The sequence below is a fragment of the Polaribacter glomeratus genome, from assembly GCF_002954665.1.
Classification (GTDB): Bacteria; Bacteroidota; Bacteroidia; order Flavobacteriales; family Flavobacteriaceae; genus Polaribacter; species Polaribacter glomeratus.
Genome location: NZ_MSCM01000001.1, coordinates 1,831,905 through 1,849,757, shown reverse-complemented (window position 1 = coordinate 1,849,757; position 17,853 = coordinate 1,831,905). Strand labels below are relative to the sequence as shown.

General features: G+C 31.4%; 17 protein-coding genes. 8 read left to right on the top strand and 9 right to left on the bottom strand.

Annotated features, from left to right (window positions below; translation table 11 throughout):
- The 4 genes from BTO16_RS07845 (at nt 1) to BTO16_RS07830 (ending at nt 2,916) form a co-directional block, all read left to right on the top strand.
- Complete coding sequence (locus BTO16_RS07845; protein WP_105021051.1) at nt 1-777, top strand: SDR family oxidoreductase; 777 nt, start codon at nt 1-3, stop codon at nt 775-777.
- A 111-nt stretch (nt 778-888) separates the two neighbouring features.
- Entirely contained in the window at nt 889-1,419 is a 531-nt protein-coding gene (locus BTO16_RS07840; protein ID WP_105021050.1) for a 3-hydroxyanthranilate 3,4-dioxygenase, read from the top strand.
- 5 nt (nt 1,420-1,424) lie between these two features.
- A complete protein-coding gene (locus BTO16_RS07835) occupies nt 1,425-1,829 on the top strand; it encodes a PaaI family thioesterase (protein ID WP_105021049.1) in 405 nt (134 codons plus the stop codon).
- Between the two features lies 1 nt (nt 1,830).
- Nucleotides 1,831-2,916, top strand: coding sequence for an amidohydrolase family protein (locus BTO16_RS07830; RefSeq protein ID WP_105021048.1), 1,086 nt, complete (start codon nt 1,831-1,833; stop codon nt 2,914-2,916).
- Nucleotides 2,917-3,053: 137 nt separating this feature from the next.
- Here the strand turns inward: BTO16_RS07830 and BTO16_RS07825 are convergent, their stop codons facing one another.
- From BTO16_RS07825 to dnaK, 7 genes are all read right to left on the bottom strand, one after another.
- Complete coding sequence (locus BTO16_RS07825) at nt 3,054-3,677, bottom strand: hypothetical protein (protein ID WP_105021047.1); 624 nt, start codon at nt 3,675-3,677, stop codon at nt 3,054-3,056.
- A gap of 42 nt (nt 3,678-3,719) precedes the next feature.
- Nucleotides 3,720-4,142, bottom strand: coding sequence for a DUF2141 domain-containing protein (locus BTO16_RS07820; protein ID WP_105021046.1), 423 nt, complete (start codon nt 4,140-4,142; stop codon nt 3,720-3,722).
- A 253-nt stretch (nt 4,143-4,395) separates the two neighbouring features.
- Complete coding sequence (locus BTO16_RS07815) at nt 4,396-6,552, bottom strand: TonB-dependent receptor (protein ID WP_105021045.1); 2,157 nt, start codon at nt 6,550-6,552, stop codon at nt 4,396-4,398.
- A 90-nt stretch (nt 6,553-6,642) separates the two neighbouring features.
- Nucleotides 6,643-7,926, bottom strand: a complete 1,284-nt coding sequence (locus tag BTO16_RS07810) for an NAD(P)/FAD-dependent oxidoreductase (RefSeq protein WP_105021044.1) — start codon at nt 7,924-7,926, stop codon at nt 6,643-6,645.
- A gap of 149 nt (nt 7,927-8,075) precedes the next feature.
- A complete protein-coding gene (locus tag BTO16_RS07805) occupies nt 8,076-8,600 on the bottom strand; it encodes a hypothetical protein (protein ID WP_105021043.1) in 525 nt (174 codons plus the stop codon).
- Nucleotides 8,601-8,609: 9 nt separating this feature from the next.
- Nucleotides 8,610-9,497, bottom strand: a complete 888-nt coding sequence (locus tag BTO16_RS07800; protein ID WP_105021552.1) for a metallophosphoesterase — start codon at nt 9,495-9,497, stop codon at nt 8,610-8,612.
- A 236-nt stretch (nt 9,498-9,733) separates the two neighbouring features.
- Entirely contained in the window at nt 9,734-11,635 is a 1,902-nt protein-coding gene (dnaK, locus tag BTO16_RS07795) for a molecular chaperone DnaK (RefSeq protein WP_105021042.1), read from the bottom strand.
- A 241-nt stretch (nt 11,636-11,876) separates the two neighbouring features.
- On the opposite strand from dnaK, the gene BTO16_RS07790 reads away from it, so the two are divergent.
- Together BTO16_RS07790 and BTO16_RS07785 are read left to right on the top strand one after the other, a co-directional pair.
- Nucleotides 11,877-12,218, top strand: coding sequence for a DUF2853 family protein (locus tag BTO16_RS07790; protein WP_105021041.1), 342 nt, complete (start codon nt 11,877-11,879; stop codon nt 12,216-12,218).
- 89 nt (nt 12,219-12,307) lie between these two features.
- Nucleotides 12,308-13,732: an L-serine ammonia-lyase gene (locus BTO16_RS07785; protein WP_105021040.1), complete on the top strand. Its 1,425-nt coding sequence runs from the start codon at nt 12,308-12,310 to the stop codon at nt 13,730-13,732.
- 58 nt (nt 13,733-13,790) lie between these two features.
- Here BTO16_RS07785 and BTO16_RS07780 read toward each other — a convergent pair whose 3' ends face one another.
- On the bottom strand, nt 13,791-14,522 hold the full coding sequence (locus tag BTO16_RS07780) for a bacteriorhodopsin-like (protein ID WP_211298210.1): 732 nt from the start codon (nt 14,520-14,522) through the stop codon (nt 13,791-13,793).
- Between the two features lie 88 nt (nt 14,523-14,610).
- Here BTO16_RS07780 and BTO16_RS07775 point away from each other — a divergent pair, with 88 nt between their 5' ends.
- Nucleotides 14,611-15,495, top strand: coding sequence for a Brp/Blh family beta-carotene 15,15'-dioxygenase (locus BTO16_RS07775; RefSeq protein WP_105021039.1), 885 nt, complete (start codon nt 14,611-14,613; stop codon nt 15,493-15,495).
- Nucleotides 15,496-15,779: 284 nt separating this feature from the next.
- Here the strand turns inward: BTO16_RS07775 and yaaA are convergent, their stop codons facing one another.
- Complete coding sequence (gene yaaA, locus BTO16_RS07770) at nt 15,780-16,538, bottom strand: peroxide stress protein YaaA (RefSeq protein ID WP_105021038.1); 759 nt, start codon at nt 16,536-16,538, stop codon at nt 15,780-15,782.
- A gap of 148 nt (nt 16,539-16,686) precedes the next feature.
- Between yaaA and BTO16_RS07765 the strand changes: the two genes are divergently transcribed.
- Nucleotides 16,687-17,802: a DUF2914 domain-containing protein gene (locus tag BTO16_RS07765; protein WP_105021037.1), complete on the top strand. Its 1,116-nt coding sequence runs from the start codon at nt 16,687-16,689 to the stop codon at nt 17,800-17,802.
- The last annotated feature ends 51 nt before the right edge of the window (nt 17,803-17,853 follow it).

Genomic DNA, 17,853 nt, shown 5'->3' with positions numbered 1-17,853 from the left:
ATGGAATTAAATTTAAAAAATAAAAACGCATTAGTTTGCGGTAGTACACAAGGAATAGGCAAAGCAACTGCAATTTTATTAGCAAAAGAAGGGGCAAATGTTACCTTGATCGCTAGAAATGAAGAAAAGTTAAAAGCTGTTTTATCAGAATTAGAAAACGATACGCAATGTCACAGCTATTTAGTAGCAGATTTTTCGAAACCAGAAGAACTGAAAAAAGTGATAGAAAATTCTAATTTACAGTTCCATATTTTAATAAATAATACAGGAGGTCCAAGAAGTGGTGCAATTTTAGACGCAACTTTAGACCAATTTCAACAAGCTTTTTCGCAACATTTAGTATGTAATCATATTTTGGTGCAAGCTTTAGTTCCTTTTATGAAAACACAGTGTTTTGGAAGAATTATTAATGTAATTTCAACATCTGTAAAAGAACCAATTCCGGGTTTAGGAGTAAGTAATACTATTAGAAACGCCGTTGCTAATTGGTCAAAAACTTTGTCGGAAGAAATAGGTAGTCACGGAATAACGGTTAACAATGTGTTACCAGGGTTTACAGAAACGGTGCGTTTATCAGAAATTATTAAGATAAAAGCAAACAATGAAAATACAACTATTGAGCAAATGACTGCCACAATGAAAAATTATTCGCCTGCAAAACGATTTGCAAAACCAGAAGAAACTGCTAGTGCAATTGTGTTTTTAGCTAGTGAAAAGGCGAGTTATATAAACGGAATCAATCTTCCTGTTGATGGTGGAAGAACGAAATCACTTTAAAAAGAACCAAGAACCAAGAACCAAAGAATCGAGATATCTAGAAGTAGGTCTATTTTTAGTTATCTTAAATGATCTTGGATGTATAAGTCTAATAATCTAATTTTCAGAAAAATGAGTACACTCGTAAAACCTTTAAATTTTAAAAAATGGATTGATGAAAATCGTCATTTATTAAAACCACCAGTTGGTAACAAACAAGTTTGGAAAAATGGTGAATATATTGTAATGGTTGTTGGTGGCCCGAATAATAGAAAAGATTATCATTATAATGAAACTCCAGAATTCTTTTATCAAGTTGAAGGAGATATGATTTTGAAAATCATTGATGATAAAGGCAAAATGATGGATGTAGAAATTAATGAAGGCGATATTTATTTATTGCCTGCAAAAGTGCCCCACTCACCACAAAGAAAAGAAAACACTGTTGGTTTAGTAATTGAGTACCCGCGTTCTAGAAGAATGTTAGATGCTTTAGAATGGTATTGCGAAAACTGTGGAAATCAATTATATAGAGAGGAATTTGCACTAGATAATATTGAAACAGACATGCCAATTATTTTTGATAATTATTACTCTGATGTAGAAAAATGTACTTGTGATACTTGTGGAACAGTAATGGAGGCACCAAAGAAAATTAAATAGTTTTTATGAAACAAGAAATTTTAGAAAGTCATAGTAAGCAGGGATTTCTGCAATATTTAGGTGTGGAAATTATTTCGATCGAAAAAGGAATTGTAAAACTTTCTTGTAAAAAAAGCGATAAACTAACACAACAAAATGGATTTTTTCATGCAGGTGTTATTACCACTATTGCAGACGCAGCTTGCGGTTATGCAGCTTTAACAACGATGCCAAAAGGAGCTGATGTTTTAAGCGTAGAGTTTAAAACTAATTTAATGAAACCGGCAACTTCCAATACCATTATTGCAACAGGTACCGTCATAAAATCAGGAAGAACGTTGGTTTTTTGTGAGGCCAAAATAACAGACGAAAGTGAAGAAATTACTTTTGCAACATTACAAGGAACGATGATTTGTATTCAACCAAAATAAAATGGAAAAAAGAAAACTACGCATAAACGGACATTCTCATTTATTACCATATCCAGAAGAAATTCCTCAATTTATGAAGGAAAAAGAAATTTTTTGGGTAGATGATGAGCGCAAACATATGTTGCAAAAAGGGTGGAGACGACCTGTAACAGATTCTAGTTTTTTCTTAGATGAAAAACTTCTTTGGATGCAAAAAAATAAAATTGATCATGCGGTAGTTTTAAACCTTTCACAATTATATGGTAATGGATTGCGTTTGGAGGAAATGAAAAAAGCACTTCGTTTTCAGAATGATTTTAACGCAAAAGTACAGCATAGTCATCCAGATAAATTTACTTGCGGATTTGTGGTGCATCCGGGTTTTATCTATGGTGCATTAGATGAAATGAAACGTTGTGTAGAAGAATTAGGCTTAAAAGTGTTGTGTTTGCCAACGCATTTTATGGATTCTATTGGGCAGTGGCGTTGTGTTTTTGATGAAGAAAACGATCGAATTTTTGAATTGGCAGACAAGTACAAATTGGCAATTGAAATTCATCCGTATGACGGTGATAAAATGATAAAACTAGAAAACACAAATTGGCGTTTTCATTTAATTTGGATGTTGGCACAATGTGGAGATGCGTATCATTTTTATACTTTAAACGGTATGCAAGAGCGCTATCCAAACATTAGAACTTGCTTTGCACATGGTGGTCAATTGGCACAAATGAATTTAGGAAGACGTATTCAAGGTTTTGATGGAAGGCCCGATTTATTTGAAGGAAAATACCATCCAAGAAGAGCTGTAGGACATAAAAATATTTTCTTTGACACACTTGTACATGATACAGATTCGTTAAAATTGATGTTTCAAAGACAAGGCACAAGTCAGGTTTTAATGGGTTTAGATGATCCGTATCCGTTAGGAGAAATGGAAAGTGACAAACAATCTTCGTATCCCGGAAAAATTTTAGATTTAGCAGTAGAAAAAAAGATAATTTCAGAAACCGAAAAAGGTCAAATTTGGGAGGATAACGTGTTACAATGGTTATTTGGTGATGATGAAAAAGCCAAACAAGAATTGATTGATAAAATTTTAAAGTAAGCAGTATTCAGCTGGCAGTATTCAGCTGGCAGTATTCAGTTTTCAGTATCCAGTATTCAGTAGCAGTAGCAGTAGCAGTCGCATGAGAACTTAAAACCGCTACTGAATACTGGATACTGAGTGCTGAAAACTGAAAACTAATTTTCACATTGTTTCAATACTTCTAAAGCTCTTTTTAATAAAAACTTCGGATAAAATTCTTGTTCAATTTTTTCATCTTTACCTAAAGTTATTGCGCGCTTTATTTCATCACAATACGGTTTTGTAGATTTTCCAAAAAAGGCTGCAGCACCCATTTCCCATTCTGCTTTTCCTAAAATTACTCGAGGGTTTTGCGGAGCAATTTGCAAAGCTTGCGCATATAATTGATTGTTTTTTCCGGATAGCGTCATTCCGTATTTTTGACCATCAAAAGCGATATAAGCGAGGTTTAATAAAGCTTGAGTTATTATAATTTCTGGATTATTTTCTGATTTGGAGGAAGCAGCATTTAAAAATTCTTGTGCTTTTGATAATTTGGCAGTTAGTATTGCTTCCTCTTTTAAACCAAAACTTCCTATTATTTCTATAGTTGCAGCATAATAAAAAGGTAACCAGTTTTCTGTTTCTACGGTAGAAATTCTTTCAAAAAGCTGCGAAGCTTCTGTCATTTTTTCTGCTTCCCAAAGAGAGAAAGCTTTTTTCATTCCTGTTTGATATGGAGTTTGAGCAGTTACATTTAAGGCAATACATAGCCCTATGAATAAAAATAAATTTTTCATAATTAATTGATTTTAAGTAATTTGGTGTTAAATTAAAGTGTTTTAATTTACGTTTATGGTGATTGTTTTATTGGAGTCTAAGTTGAATTTTGCGTCTTGAAATTTTGGCGGTCCCATAAAACCAGTTGCATCATTTGAAAAGCCATACGGCTCCTTGGGAATACCAAAAATTTTAGTATCCATTTTTTTATTATTGTTTTCATCATGAAATAAAGAAACAGCATACGAACCTTTCTTTAATCCTTTAAGTATGCCTGTAGCTTTTTTGTCTTTTACATCGGCAATAACTCCGATTTCTTTTTTAAGAAAATTTTCTTCACTATCGTAAATTGCAATAAAGATTTTTCCTTTATTTTCTTTGATTCCTTTTACTTCAATTGTTAAATCGAAAGTTTCGCTCTCTTGCGCATTAGTAGAAAATATTCCAGAAAAAAGAATAGCTAAGATTAAGATTGTATTTTTCATAATATTTTTTTTTTGATGATTCAAATATCTAACGTTTTTATAACAACTTAGCAAGAATAATACCGAATTGTATTTTTTTAGTACTGAACTGTTGTTTTTAATTTATGTATTTATTTTTAGTGTGTGTAATTGCCTATAAAAATGCTTAGCCCTGATTGAAACGGCATCCTTTTTTTGATGTAATTTTTGCTTTTTAGCAGAAATTTTAGCGAAAAAAGATATAGTGGAAAGCAGGAAATAGCTTCAAAAAATACTACAAATTATCTAACTGATTACTCTTTTTATCATCGCTCATTGTCCAGAAAAAGCCTACAAAAAAGAAGCTGTCTGCATTTGGGATTATAGCTTGTCTGTCAAAAGTGCCATTTGTATTTGGTGTGTTTTTATAATTATAACCAAATACGTTTTTTGTACCTAAAATATTGTTTGCAGAGAAATATAAAATTTTCTGTTGGTCTATTAAATACGCCCAATTTAAGCTTAAAGAATTGTAGTTTTTTGTTTGATTATTTAAAAAGCCGGCTTCATTAGGATTTGTGTAATTTCTGCCAGAAGCCAAGGTATAGGTAAACCCGATTTGGCTTTTTAAATCTGTTATAAAGTGTTTACCAACCAAAGATAGATTGTGCTTTGAGGCAAAATTGGGCCTTGCCGCTGTTGGGTAATTTTTATAGTCTCTTTCTGTATCTAGAAAAGAATATGAAACCCAATAATCTGTGTTTTTGATACGTCCATTTTGCCTCCAAAAAATATCGACTCCTTTTGCAAAACCAGTTCCGTTATTCGAGAAATTTGAGTTAAAGCCAACAACATCAGTATTATATTTTACCAAATCATTGTAGTCTTTAAAATAGGCTTCAATTCTAAAAATTTGATTTTGTTTTGTGTGTTGATAATTTGCAATTAAATGCGATGTGTTTTCAGCTTTAAAATCAACATTAAATTTTAAATAATCGTTTTTTGGATTCTGATAAAATTGCCCATATGCCAAAGAAAATTGCGAGTTTTTTCCTGATTTATAAGAAAGCGAAGCCCTAGGCGAAATGGTAAATTCGTTTAATAACCCAGAATGCTCTGCTCTAATTCCGATTTTGGTAACCAAGTTTTTAGAAAAGAAAATATCAGTTTCTGCAAACGATGCGAATAGGTTGTTTTTAAAGCCGTAGGTAAATTTTTGAGCATTGATTTGTATATAGCTTTCATCAAAATTTGTGATAAAATATTCTGACCCAAAACTGATTTTAAATCGCGTTGTAAACTGTTTTTTTAGTTTTATTTTAAAATGTACAGAGTTGTCTGTATTATCAATTTTGTCATCAATAATTTTTAAATTAGAATGATCATTTGTAAAACTTAAACCCGTTTCAAGTTTCCAATTATCGCTAAATTTATTTTTGTAAGAACTATTAAAATATAAGTTTCTATTTTGCAATCCAAAGTGAAAACCATCCGTGAAATTAATGTCATCCTGAATTAATTCAAAATTAGTATAACTAAAAGCGCCGTAAATTTTTAGTAAAGATTCGTCTTTAAAAGTGTGTCGGTAAATCATTTCGCCGTTCGCAGATTGTACCGGTTTGTTCCATTTATTTCTGTCTGGAAAAGCTTCTTGATACGGCGCTAAATTAATATAAGAAGCATTTACACTCAGCGAGTTTTTATCCCAAATTTGGGTATTTCCAACACCAACTCCAACCGTCATTAAAGACACATCTGTTTTTTCTTGATCTGGTTCATCGATGGTTTCTAATAACAAAACACTAGACAGCGCTTGCCCGTATTCTGCAGAATAACCACCCGTAGAAAAGGTAATTCCTTTAAATAAAAAAGGCGAATAGCGTCCACGTGTAGGAATGTTATTTGCACTAGGTGTGTACGGTGTAAAAACACGAATTCCGTCAATAAAAATCTGAGTTTCCTCGGCTTCACCACCTCTTACAAACAAGCGTCCATCTTCATCAACAGTTGCCGTTCCTGGTAATGTTTGCAAAGCACCTAAGAAATCGCCCTGCGCACTTGCCGTTGTAACAATATCTAAAGGTTTTAAAACGGTTACTTTTGCTTTTTCGCCAGCTTCAAAAGTACCTGCATTTATAACAACGGCATCTAAAGAATTTACATCATCTCTTAACTTTATGTGTAAATTTTTGAGGGCTGAAACATCCGCAGTTTTTATAAAAGTTTCAAAAGAAATAAAAGAAATTACTAAAGTTTGAGTATCTTTTTCTGATGTTTTAAAAGAGAAGTCTCCATTTTCGTCTGTGGATGTTCCGTCGTAAGTGCCGTCTAAATAGATATTTGCACCTAATATTGGGTTGCTTCTAATATCGGTTACTTTTCCTGAAATTGTAGTTTGAGCAAATAAAGAAATTTGACTACTTAAAAATAGAATACCTATAAAACGTTTCATCTGATTTGTTTTTGATACTACAAAAGTGAAGCGATTTTACTTTTTAAAATAAAAAGAAATACTGAAACGTGTAAAAAGCAATCTGAACTGTTATGCTTTTTTATTCTTTTTAAAAGGTCTAATAATCAATCTTGATTCTCGATCAAAACGAATATAATTATAGACCCAATTTAGAAAAACGACGGCCTTGTTTCTAAAACCGATAAGTGAAAACAGATGCACAAACATCCAAACAAACCAAGCAAAAACTCCTTGAAATTTCCAAAAAGTTAAATCTACAACGGCTTTATTTCTACCAATTGTTGCCATAGAGCCTCTGTCTTTATAAACAAAAGGAGTTTGTGTTTCGTTAGAGATTTTGGCTAAAATGTTTTCTGCGATTAATTTTCCTTGTTGAATGGCAGGTTGCGCCATCATTGGATGACCGTTTGGGTTTTTTAAGGATGACATACAAGCAATATCACCAATTGCATAGATATTTGTGTAATTTAAAACCTTGTTAAATTCGTCAACTTTTATTCTTGCAGCCCTTTCTACAATGCATTCTGTAGTTAAACCGTTAATCAATTCTCCTTTTACACCAGCAGCCCAAATAACAGTTTCTGCTCTAAAAGAATCGGCACTATTGGTCGTAACTGTTTTTCCATCATATTCTAAAACGCGTAAATTTTTCCAAACATTTACGCCTAAATGAATTAAGAAATCTTCTGCTTTTTCGGATGCTTTTGCACTCATCCCCTTTAAGATTTCGCTAGAACTTTGAATCAAATTTATTTGCATTTGACGGATGTCTAAATCAGGATAATCTTTAGGTAAAATTCCTTTTTTCATTTCTGCTAAAGCACCAGCTAGTTCAACTCCTGTTGGTCCACCACCAACAATTACAAAATTCATTAAGGCATTTCTTTCATCCATATTTGAAGTTAGCAATGCCTCTTCAAAATTCTCTAAAATTAAACTTCTAATATCTAAAGATTGCGGAACAGATTTCATTTCCATTACATGTTTTTGGATGTTGGTATTGCCAAAAAAATTAGTGGTAGAACCTGTTGCAATAATTAACTCATCAAAGTCTAAATTACCAATCGATGTTTCAATCTGATTTTTTTCTGGATTGATTTTTAGCACTTCTGCCAATCTAAAATAAAAATTTTCTACATCGTTAAAGCGTTTTCTTAAAGGAAAAGCAATAGAATCTGGTTCTAATCCGCCCGTTGCAACTTGATAGAGTAACGGTTGAAACGTATGGTAATTATGTTTGTCTATTAAAACTACTTGTAATTCTTGTTTTTCTAACCCTTTTGCAGCCGCTAAACCTGCAAATCCGCCACCAATTATAACAACTCTAGGGAAACTTGACTGTGGGATATTCATTTTTTATGACTGTTAGTAATTTAGAATAGTAGATTTTTAGAAATGCAAAGCTACTTAAAAGGAATTTATTTTTTACCTTTTTTCATTTTTCTAATAATCTCTATGAATTCTCTGTGAAACTCTGCGAAATAACAATTCCAAAGCTTGAATTATTTATAACACTTCTTAATTTCTTGCAACGTTTTATCAGAATTGATAAAATCAGAAATAATTTTAAATTTGATGTCTTTTATACTTGCTTCAAAATAACGTGTCCATTTATCCTCATTTAATAAATGAGTACTCTGTTTTATTCGTTTTTGAGCTTCAGAAAATGTAAATAAATGATTGGTAGAATCTTTTGTGCCTGACTGAATTTTAGCTGTTCTTTTATCAAAATTTACAGCAATAAAAAATAGTTTTTCTGATGAACTGATGGGGTAGAAGTCGCTCCATTTTGCAAATCCGATAACTATTTGTTGATTTTTATAGTTTTCATTTGTAGTTATTTTCCATCTACAATTTGCAACTCTTCCCCAATGATTCGATTTTCTGTACACGCCTTCATCCGTATAAAAATAAATACTTTCTGATTTACTTTTATAATTGGTGTTTTCTGGGAATTCAAAAGTATCAATTAGATCGAATTCGCAAAAAGTGTGTTTAAAAAAGTTGGTTTGATTGTAGGTTTTCAAGTTAAGTAATTATTTGATGATTAATTTTCTTGAAATTTCTCTATGAAAACCTTCTACAAAAACAGTGTCTTTATCAAATTTTACTTTCGCAAAAGCAGAGGTTTTTTCTGTGTCTACCATTCCTTTAAAAGTTAAATAGTGCACATTATCAACCAACTGATAAGCGCCTGCATGATTATGACCATTAAAAAACAATTTTACATTTTTATATGGTTTAATTAAAGATAAAAATTGTTCTCTGTTCCAAATAGTATGTTGATCTATTGGAAAAATGGGAAAATGACAATAAAAACCAACTTTCTGATTTTCTTGAACAGCTTTGTTTAATTCTGATCGAATCCAATTTAGTTGCGTATTGCTCAAACCGCCATTCCATTTTTTTAAATAAGGTAAATTTTTATTTTCTAAAGAATTGAAAAGTGAATCTGTTTGTTGTTTTTTAAGCTCTGAAGTTGTGCCGTAAAAGCTTAAATCGTTTCCGTCTAAAACAATAAATCGCCAATCTCTTTCTACAAAACTATAATACCTATCTTTTAAATTTAGTTTTTCGATAATCTTTTCTTTGTGGGCTTCGCTAACGTCAAAATCATGATTTCCTAAAACGTGATAAGATGTAGACTTCAAACTGTTCCAAGTTGGTAATATACTATCTAAACTGCTCATTTTTTGATCAATAAAATCACCTAAATGAATGGTGTAATTTAAAGAATCTTTGTTTAAAATAGCAATTGCTTCTTTTAATCTTTGTGGAGATTTTTTATAGTACCTGTCCCATTTTACTTCGCAATCACAATATTGGCAATCTGCAATAATACCTATTTTAAAAGACGAATAGGTTTTTTTTGAACAGGAAATTATCAAAACTAATAGAAGTACAAGAAATATAAATTTTTTCATAAGCATCAAAAGTAATTAAAAGCAGACAATTTTTAATCATAAAAAAACGCAATCAAATGAATGATTGCGTTTTAGTTATTTTAAGAAAATATGTTTTTCTTGAGATAATCTGAAACAAGTTTAAGATTAACTTCTTGTGATTCCCTAAATTAATTAGAGATGATCTTCTTGAGATGCCCCTAAAAGGCGGGATAAGCGATATGTAAGAATTTGTAAAAACAAATTCAACATTCTGCTTACTTAACCTCTTCGAAATCTACATCTTCAACATTGTCTCCTTGAGCGTCTTTAGCTTCTGGTTGACCTTGTTGCTCTGCTCCAGGTGCTCCTCCGGCTCCTTGTGCAGCATACATTTCTTCAGATGCAACTTTCCAAGCAGCATTAATTTTCTCCATTGCAGCATCAATTAGTGCAATATCTCTAGATTCATGAGCAGCAACTAATTCAACTAAAGCAGCTTCAATTGGTGCTTTTTTATCATCAGATAATTTATCACCAAATTCTTTTAATTGATTTTCTGTTTGAAAAATCATAGAGTCAGCTCCATTTACTTTTTCTGCAGTTTCTCTAGCAATCTTATCAGAATCAGCATTTTCTTCTGCTTCTTGTCTCATTTTAGCGATATCTTCTTCAGATAAACCAGAAGAAGCTTCAATTCTAATTTCATGAGATTTGTTTGTTCCTTTGTCTTGAGCAGAAACTTTAATGATACCATTTGCATCAATATCAAAAGTAACTTCTACTTGAGGTACGCCTCTTTGTGCAGGAGGTAAACCATCTAAATGGAAACGACCAATTGTATTATTATCAGCAGCCATTGCTCTTTCACCTTGTAAAACGTGAATTTCTACAGATGGTTGATTGTCTACTGCTGTAGAGAATACTTGAGATTTCTTAGTAGGAATAGTTGTGTTTGCATCAATTAATTTTGTGAAAACATTCCCCATTGTTTCGATACCTAAAGATAAAGGTGTAACGTCTAATAACAATACATCTTTAACATCACCAGATAAAACTCCACCTTGAATTGCAGCTCCTAAAGCAACAACTTCATCAGGATTTACACCTTTACTAGGCGCTTTTCCGAAGAATTTTTCAACAGCTTCTTGTACAGCAGGAATTCTTGTAGAACCACCAACTAAAACTATTTCGTCGATATCAGATTTTGATAAACCAGCATTTTTTAACGCAGTAGCACAAGGTGCAATTGTACGTTTTACTAAATCATCAATTAATTGCTCAAATTTTGATTTAGATAAAGTTCTTACCAAGTGTTTTGGGCCACTTGCGGTAGCAGTAATATATGGTAAGTTAATTTCTGTAGAAGCAGAAGAAGATAATTCAATCTTCGCTTTTTCAGCAGCTTCTTTTAAACGTTGTAAAGCCATTGGATCTGTAGTTAAATCCATGTTTTCATCCGCTTTAAACTCAGCAGCTAACCAGTCAATGATTTTTGCATCAACATCATCACCACCTAAATGTGTATCACCATCTGTAGCTAATACTTCAAAAACACCATCTCCTAATTCTAAGATAGAAACATCATGTGTTCCACCACCAAAATCAAAAACAACGATTTTTTTATCATCGTGAGATTTATCTAAACCATACGCTAATGCAGCGGCAGTTGGTTCGTTTATTATTCTTCTAACTTTTAAACCAGCAATTTCACCAGCTTCTTTTGTAGCTTGTCTTTGTGCATCGTTAAAATAAGCAGGTACCGTAATTACAGCTTCAGTTACTGTAGTTCCTAAATAGTCTTCTGCTGTTTTTTTCATTTTCTGTAAAACCATTGCAGAAATTTCTTGAGGCGTATATAAACGACCATCAATATCTACTCTTGGCGTGTCATTATCACCTTTTACAACTTTATAAGGTACTCTTTTTACTTCGTTAGAAGAATCAGAGAACTTATTACCCATAAAACGTTTAATAGAATAAACTGTTTTTGTTGGGTTTGTAACAGCTTGTCTTTTTGCAGGATCACCAATTTTACGCTCTCCACCTTCTACAAACGCTACAATCGAAGGAGTTGTTCTTTTTCCTTCAGCATTAGGTATTACAACAGGCTCGTTACCTTCCATTACAGATACACAAGAGTTTGTTGTTCCTAAATCTATTCCAATTATTTTACTCATAACTCAATATTTATATTTAAAAAATTCTTAATTCAATTTTACATTTAAACAATTGGCAAACTGTGTGCCAACTGCTTTTTAATTAGAAAATGTCAGTTTTAGAAAATATTTTTTAATGATTTGTGACACTTTGACATAAATTGTGTCCAAATTAAAGAGCACCTATTCAATTTGAAATAATTAATTATTTTCTTATATTTGGGAAGTTTAACAAAAAATTAATAATTTAAAAAACAAAATCATGAGTAAATTTGATGAAAAAGTAGCATTGTACAAGAAATTTATGGACGACAGAGATTTACGTTCTAATTCTGATTTATTAGCAGCTGTAACAAAAGGTTTAGGACCATCTATTTACAAAGCAGACGCAGAAACAGTTTCTGGTTCTGATGCTAAAGAATTAGCAACAGTAAAAAATAACTTCTTAATTAAAAAATTAGGTTTGGCAGATGATGCTAAATTAGATGCAGGAATAGAAGAAGTTATGGAAAGAATTGGAAAGTCTGAAAGAAAAAAATACAGAGCTGTGGTTTACTACATGTTAGTTAAGAAATTTGATAAAGAGTCTATTTACGGAATGTAAATAAGTTTCTTTTAATAATATCAAAATAAATCCAACTCATTGAGTTGGATTTTTTACATTTACAGCCATAATAAGTCAAATTTTTACGGATGTCGCAATTTATTAGTGTTTTTGATATGCTCAAAATTGGTGTTGGTCCATCAAGTTCTCATACGCTTGGGCCTTGGCGAGCTGCACAACAGTGGATTAAAACTGTAAACGAAACTAAATTATTTCATCAAATAGATGGAATAAGAATAGATTTATTTGGCTCTTTGTCTCTTACCGGAAAAGGACACGCTACAGATTATGCAATTTTGCTAGGTTTAAGTGGTACAGACCCAGAATATATTCCTATTCCTGAAATTGAAAATATCGTCAGTCAAATTAAAAATCAACATAAATTACAATTTAATAACGAAAGAGAAATTACTTTTTCTTTTGAAAATATTGTTTTTAATAAAGACTTTCTTCCTTTTCATGCAAACGGAATCACTTTTAGAGGTTTTTGTAAAGGCAAAGAAATATCAACTGAAACCTATTATTCTATCGGTGGAGGTTTTATTGTGCAAGAAAAAGACCATTTAGAAGAAGTAATAGAAATTACTAAAAAGAATTTTCCGTATCCAATAAACAAAGCAATACAATTAGAAGAATATTGTGAAAATGAAAATCTACTAATTTCTGATGTCGTTCTAAAAAACGAATTAGAATTAAGAAGTGCCGATGAGATCGATTTTGAATTGAAAAGAATTTGGGAAACGATGTTAGAATGTATGCATATTGGTTGCCATACAGAAGGCAAACTTCCTGGCGGATTAAATGTAAAGCGTAGAGCGTTTGATTTACACAATAAATTAATTAAAGACACAACGTATAAAAATCTAGAGCAATGGATAACTGCTATTAGAAGTACCGAAGTTAAATTTAGAGAAATTTTAAAATGGGTAAGCTGTTTTGCACTTTCTGTAAATGAAGTAAATGCTGCTTTAGGTAGAGTTGTAACCGCACCAACAAACGGAAGTGCAGGTGTAATACCGTCTGTTTTAATGTATTATTTAGTAATAGAAAATCATCAAGCAGATTTTAGTCACATAAAAAGATTTTTATTAGTTGCTGGCGAAATTGGTAGTATTTTTAAAAAGAATGCCACAATTTCTGCAGCAATGGGAGGTTGTCAGGCAGAAATAGGAGTGTCATCTGCAATGGCAGCAGCTGCTTTAACCGAACTGTTAGGTGGTTCTCCTGCACAATGTTTATCCGCAGCAGAAATTGCGATGGAACATCATTTGGGGTTAACTTGTGATCCTATTGGTGGTTTAGTGCAAGTGCCTTGTATTGAAAGAAATTCTATGGGTGCAATAAAAGCGATTCATGCCGCAGAAATTGCTTTAGAAACCAATCCGAAAGAATGTTTAGTTTCTTTGGATAAAGTAATTGATACGATGTGGGAAACTGCAAAAGACATGAATAAAAATTACAAAGAAACATCCGAAGGAGGTTTGGCGGTTACTGTTAGAATCGTTGATTGTTAAAAAAAAAGTCCAAAGGCTTTTTAAGGCTTTTGGACTCTAAAATAATTAATTAAAATTATTATTTTTTGATTTCTTCAGAACTTTGAACAGCTAAGTTGTAAACAACCAATCCAAATCCAATTTTGTTAATAGCATCTCCAATGTTGTAAATAACATCTAAGTCTAATCCTCCAAATACACCTTCGTACCATCCTGGAGTTCCTGCCATATACCCAATTGGGTAAATTGCCCATCCAACTAATACAAACCAGCATAATGTTTTGTGTGCTTTTAATACAGCTCCGCCTGCAGCTTCAGCTAGTTTCTTAGCAGTACCGAACCAGATGTCATACACAATTACGAAATATGCTAGACCTGAAATTAATCCCCAGAACCATGCTTGATCTCTGTAAAGAACTTCTCCCATGTATCCTGTAACTAACATTACTACAGATAAGAAAATTAATCGCCACATTAACGATTTTTTAGCTCCTGCTACTTTTAAAATTAAATAGAATTCAACACACATTAATGGTACTGTTAATACCCAGTCTACGTATCTAAAGAAAGTTGGCGATTCCATGTTTGATACCCAATAATCTCTCATGTACCAATAATGTACAGCAGCGATAAAAGTAATCAAACCTGAAACTAAAATTGATGTTCTCCATTTCTTATCAAAGCTACTCATTGATAAAAAGAAAAATACTGAAGCGGCCATCATAGCCATACAGCCTACAAAAAATGTAAACCCAACATAATCATCGGGCGCCATCTTTGCAACCGACAAAAAATTAATTGATAAATTCATTGTAAATAGATTTAAGTTAGTAAAAATTGTTTAACGTTTATTTGTAAACGCTAAACAAAAATACAATAAAAATTCATAACTTTGATATATGGTAGCAAAAAAAACATACAATTATCAAGATTTTATGATCTTTTTTACATTTTTCTTATTTTGGATAAGTATTCAATTTGGAGAAGTAGTAGAAGATTTATTAGCGTATGTAATGGTTGTTTCTATAGGTATTTTGCACGGTGCCAACGATTTATTAATTCTATCTACTAAAGATAAAATTGATAAAACGTTTAGAAAAAACCTTATTATCTATATAAGTATTATTGTTTTATGTGTTTTTATCTATTTAATCAGCCCTTTTATTGCGATTTTACTTTTCGTTTTACTAAGCGCTTATCATTTTGGAGAAGAACATCTTGGTGAAACAATCAATTTAAATTTTTTATTTAATGTAGTTTACTTTTTAGCTTACGGATTGTTTATTTTTTCGTTACTCTTTTATCAATCAATTATGGATGTAGATACCATTATGATAGAACTCACAGGGGCAACATTCACTAAACTTCAAATTGAAACTACGTTAATAACGAGCGCTATTTTTTTATTTACCGGAAGTTTGTATTTGGTTTTAGCTAAAAAAAATACGGTCGAAATATTTGTGAAAGAATTCTTTTATTTACTGCTATTATTTCTAGTTTTTAAAACTTCTTCTTTGATTTTAGGTTTTGCCATCTACTTTATTTTTTGGCACTCTATTCCTTCAATAATCCACCAAATAGAATTTATTTCGGGAGATTTGAGCAAGAAAAACACCCTATTTTATGTAAAAAAAGCTATGATTTATTGGGTCATTAGCATCGCTGGGTTATTAATTTTATACCAATTAGTTCCTCAAATAAAGTTATTTGCAACCGTTGTTTTTGTAATTTTATTTGCAGTTACTGCGCCACATACTTGGGTGATGCATAAAATGAAGAATTGATTAAGTTTTTCTTCAGTATATAGTTTTCAGTCTTCAGTTTTCAGTTTTCAGTTTTCAGTCTTCAGTCTCAGTCTCAGTTTTCAGTCTAAGTGTTCAGTTTAAAGTTAGTCCTTTATCTAAAGAAGCTATTGCTCAATTTCCACTAAATACTGCAACTGCAACTGCTACTGTCCACTGTAACTGTCCACTGCAACTGCAACTGCAACTGCAACTGTCCACTGCCACTTCATACTGCCATTTCATACTGCCATTTCATACTGCTACTAAAAACGACTAACTAAAAATTACCTGGTAAACACCAAATCATTTCCAGAAGACATTTCTTCAGAAAAACGATACTTATCAATATTAAAACCTTTTAATTCTTCGATGGTTTTAACGTTGTTTTCAATAATAAAACGCACCATTAATCCACGCGCTTTTTTGGCATATGTCATCACAATTTTATATTCTCCATTTTTAAAATCTTTAAAGACTGGCGTTATCATCGGTACTTTTAAAACCTTTTTTGGCAACACTTTAAAGTATTCTGAGCTGGCTAAGTTGATCAATAATTCACCATCAGCTAATTCAGTATTCAAAGCTTCAGCAACAGAATTATCCCAAAATTTGTACAAATTTTCTGTTTTACCAACTTGTAAACGTGTTCCCATTTCTAAACGGTACGGTTGTATTAAATCCAACGGTTTTAACAAGCCGTATAAACCAGATAAAATACGCAGACGTTCTTGCAAAATGGGTAATTTTTTTTCATCCAAAGAATTAACGTCAATTCCTCTAAAAACCTCACCAGTAAAAGCGTAGATAGCTTGTTTAGAATTCTCGGTTGTAAACGGAGTTTCCCAAGTTTGATTGCGATCATAATTTAAGGCAGCTAAATCATCAGAAATTTTCATTAAGTCGGATAATTTATTTTTTGAAAGTGTTTTTAGTTTCTTGTGTAGTTTTTCTGATTGTTCTAAAAAACGAGGTTGCGTATGCAAACTAGTAGGAACTTTACTTTCGAAATCTAGAGACTTTGCTGGAGATATAATGATTTTCATTTGTTTTTATTTAATAATTTAAACACTAATTATTAATTGTAAATATACAAATCATTAAAACTTTTTTAAAGTTCTGCAACTATTTTAAATTGATATTTAAATTGATAAAATTTATTTATATTCACTTAAAGTCAATCTTATAATAATTATGAAAAGGAGTATAGTTAAATTAAAGAAAAGTAGGGTTAACTTATTTTTAAAAAAGCATAAAAAATATGCGCCACTTCTATTTTTTATTGCTGGTTTTACTTGGGATTCTTTTACACTTGGCAGAATCGATAGATTGTATGACATTGTTATTTTGTGCACTTATATGTGCCTATTAACCCTTAGTATTTATTTCTTTAATTTGGTTGGTAATAAAAAACGAAGAAATAGTTTTTTAAAAAAATATGGAAATTATTTACCATTGGCAATTCAGTTTTTCTTGGGAGGTTTAACAAGTGCCTACGTTATTTATTTTTCTAGAAGTGTATCGCTTTCTAAAACAGCTTCTTTTTTTGTTATTTTAGTTATTGTATTATTTGCAAATGAGTTTTTTAAAAAACGAATTTCTAATAAATACTTTCAGTTTTGCGCTTATTACTTTGTCAACTTTACTTTTTTTAGTTTTTTTTTACCCTTAATGCTAAAAGAAATGAACACAACTATTTTTTTAATTTCTGGCGCAATTAGTTTAGTGTCTACATTTATTTTGGTAACTCTTGTATACAGAACGAGTGACTCTGCTAGAGTAGAAATTGTAAAAAGGAAAATGATGTTCATGATTTTTGCAATTTATCTATCAATTAATATGTTCTATTATTTTAAGTTGATTCCCCCAGTTCCTCTAGCTTTAGACAAAGGAGTTGTTGCTTATAATATTGATGTTAAAAATGGATATTACGAAGTAACTTATGAAGTTGATGATTGGTATGTTTTTTGGCGAGATCATAAAATTAATTTTAGTAGATATTCTAATAAACCAGTATATGTTTTTACATCAATATTTGCTCCAACAGATTTAAAGAAGAAAATTTACCATCAATGGAAATGGTATAATAATGAGTTAGAAACTTGGGAGAATTCAGATAAAATAGGTTTCGAAATTATAGGTGGAAGAGATAATGGATACAGAGGCTATAGCTATAAAGAGAATGTAAAAGATGGTGAATGGAAAGTAGAAGTAATTACAGATGAAGATTTGGTTTTAGGTGTTGTAGATTTTAATATTAGTACCCAAAAAGCTGTTTTAAAACCAATCTTGATTACCAAGATGTATTAGTTTTAAAAAAAAGAGTACAGTTTAAATATATTAATCGTAATATTGCAATAA

Coding starts and splice junctions, on each gene's coding strand:
- BTO16_RS07815 (WP_105021045.1), bottom strand. CDS start 6,552: ATGAAACGTTTTATAGGTATTCTATTTTTAAGTAGTCAAATTTCTTTA.
- yaaA (WP_105021038.1), bottom strand. CDS start 16,538: ATGAAAATCATTATATCTCCAGCAAAGTCTCTAGATTTCGAAAGTAAA.
- BTO16_RS07845 (WP_105021051.1), top strand. CDS start 1: ATGGAATTAAATTTAAAAAATAAAAACGCATTAGTTTGCGGTAGTACA.
- BTO16_RS07830 (WP_105021048.1), top strand. CDS start 1,831: ATGGAAAAAAGAAAACTACGCATAAACGGACATTCTCATTTATTACCA.
- BTO16_RS07810 (WP_105021044.1), bottom strand. CDS start 7,926: ATGAATATCCCACAGTCAAGTTTCCCTAGAGTTGTTATAATTGGTGGC.
- BTO16_RS07820 (WP_105021046.1), bottom strand. CDS start 4,142: ATGAAAAATACAATCTTAATCTTAGCTATTCTTTTTTCTGGAATATTT.
- BTO16_RS07790 (WP_105021041.1), top strand. CDS start 11,877: ATGAGTAAATTTGATGAAAAAGTAGCATTGTACAAGAAATTTATGGAC.
- BTO16_RS07825 (WP_105021047.1), bottom strand. CDS start 3,677: ATGAAAAATTTATTTTTATTCATAGGGCTATGTATTGCCTTAAATGTA.
- BTO16_RS07840 (WP_105021050.1), top strand. CDS start 889: ATGAGTACACTCGTAAAACCTTTAAATTTTAAAAAATGGATTGATGAA.
- BTO16_RS07780 (WP_211298210.1), bottom strand. CDS start 14,522: ATGAATTTATCAATTAATTTTTTGTCGGTTGCAAAGATGGCGCCCGAT.
- BTO16_RS07775 (WP_105021039.1), top strand. CDS start 14,611: ATGGTAGCAAAAAAAACATACAATTATCAAGATTTTATGATCTTTTTT.
- BTO16_RS07800 (WP_105021552.1), bottom strand. CDS start 9,497: ATGAAAAAATTTATATTTCTTGTACTTCTATTAGTTTTGATAATTTCC.
- dnaK (WP_105021042.1), bottom strand. CDS start 11,635: ATGAGTAAAATAATTGGAATAGATTTAGGAACAACAAACTCTTGTGTA.
- BTO16_RS07835 (WP_105021049.1), top strand. CDS start 1,425: ATGAAACAAGAAATTTTAGAAAGTCATAGTAAGCAGGGATTTCTGCAA.
- BTO16_RS07765 (WP_105021037.1), top strand. CDS start 16,687: ATGAAAAGGAGTATAGTTAAATTAAAGAAAAGTAGGGTTAACTTATTT.
- BTO16_RS07785 (WP_105021040.1), top strand. CDS start 12,308: ATGTCGCAATTTATTAGTGTTTTTGATATGCTCAAAATTGGTGTTGGT.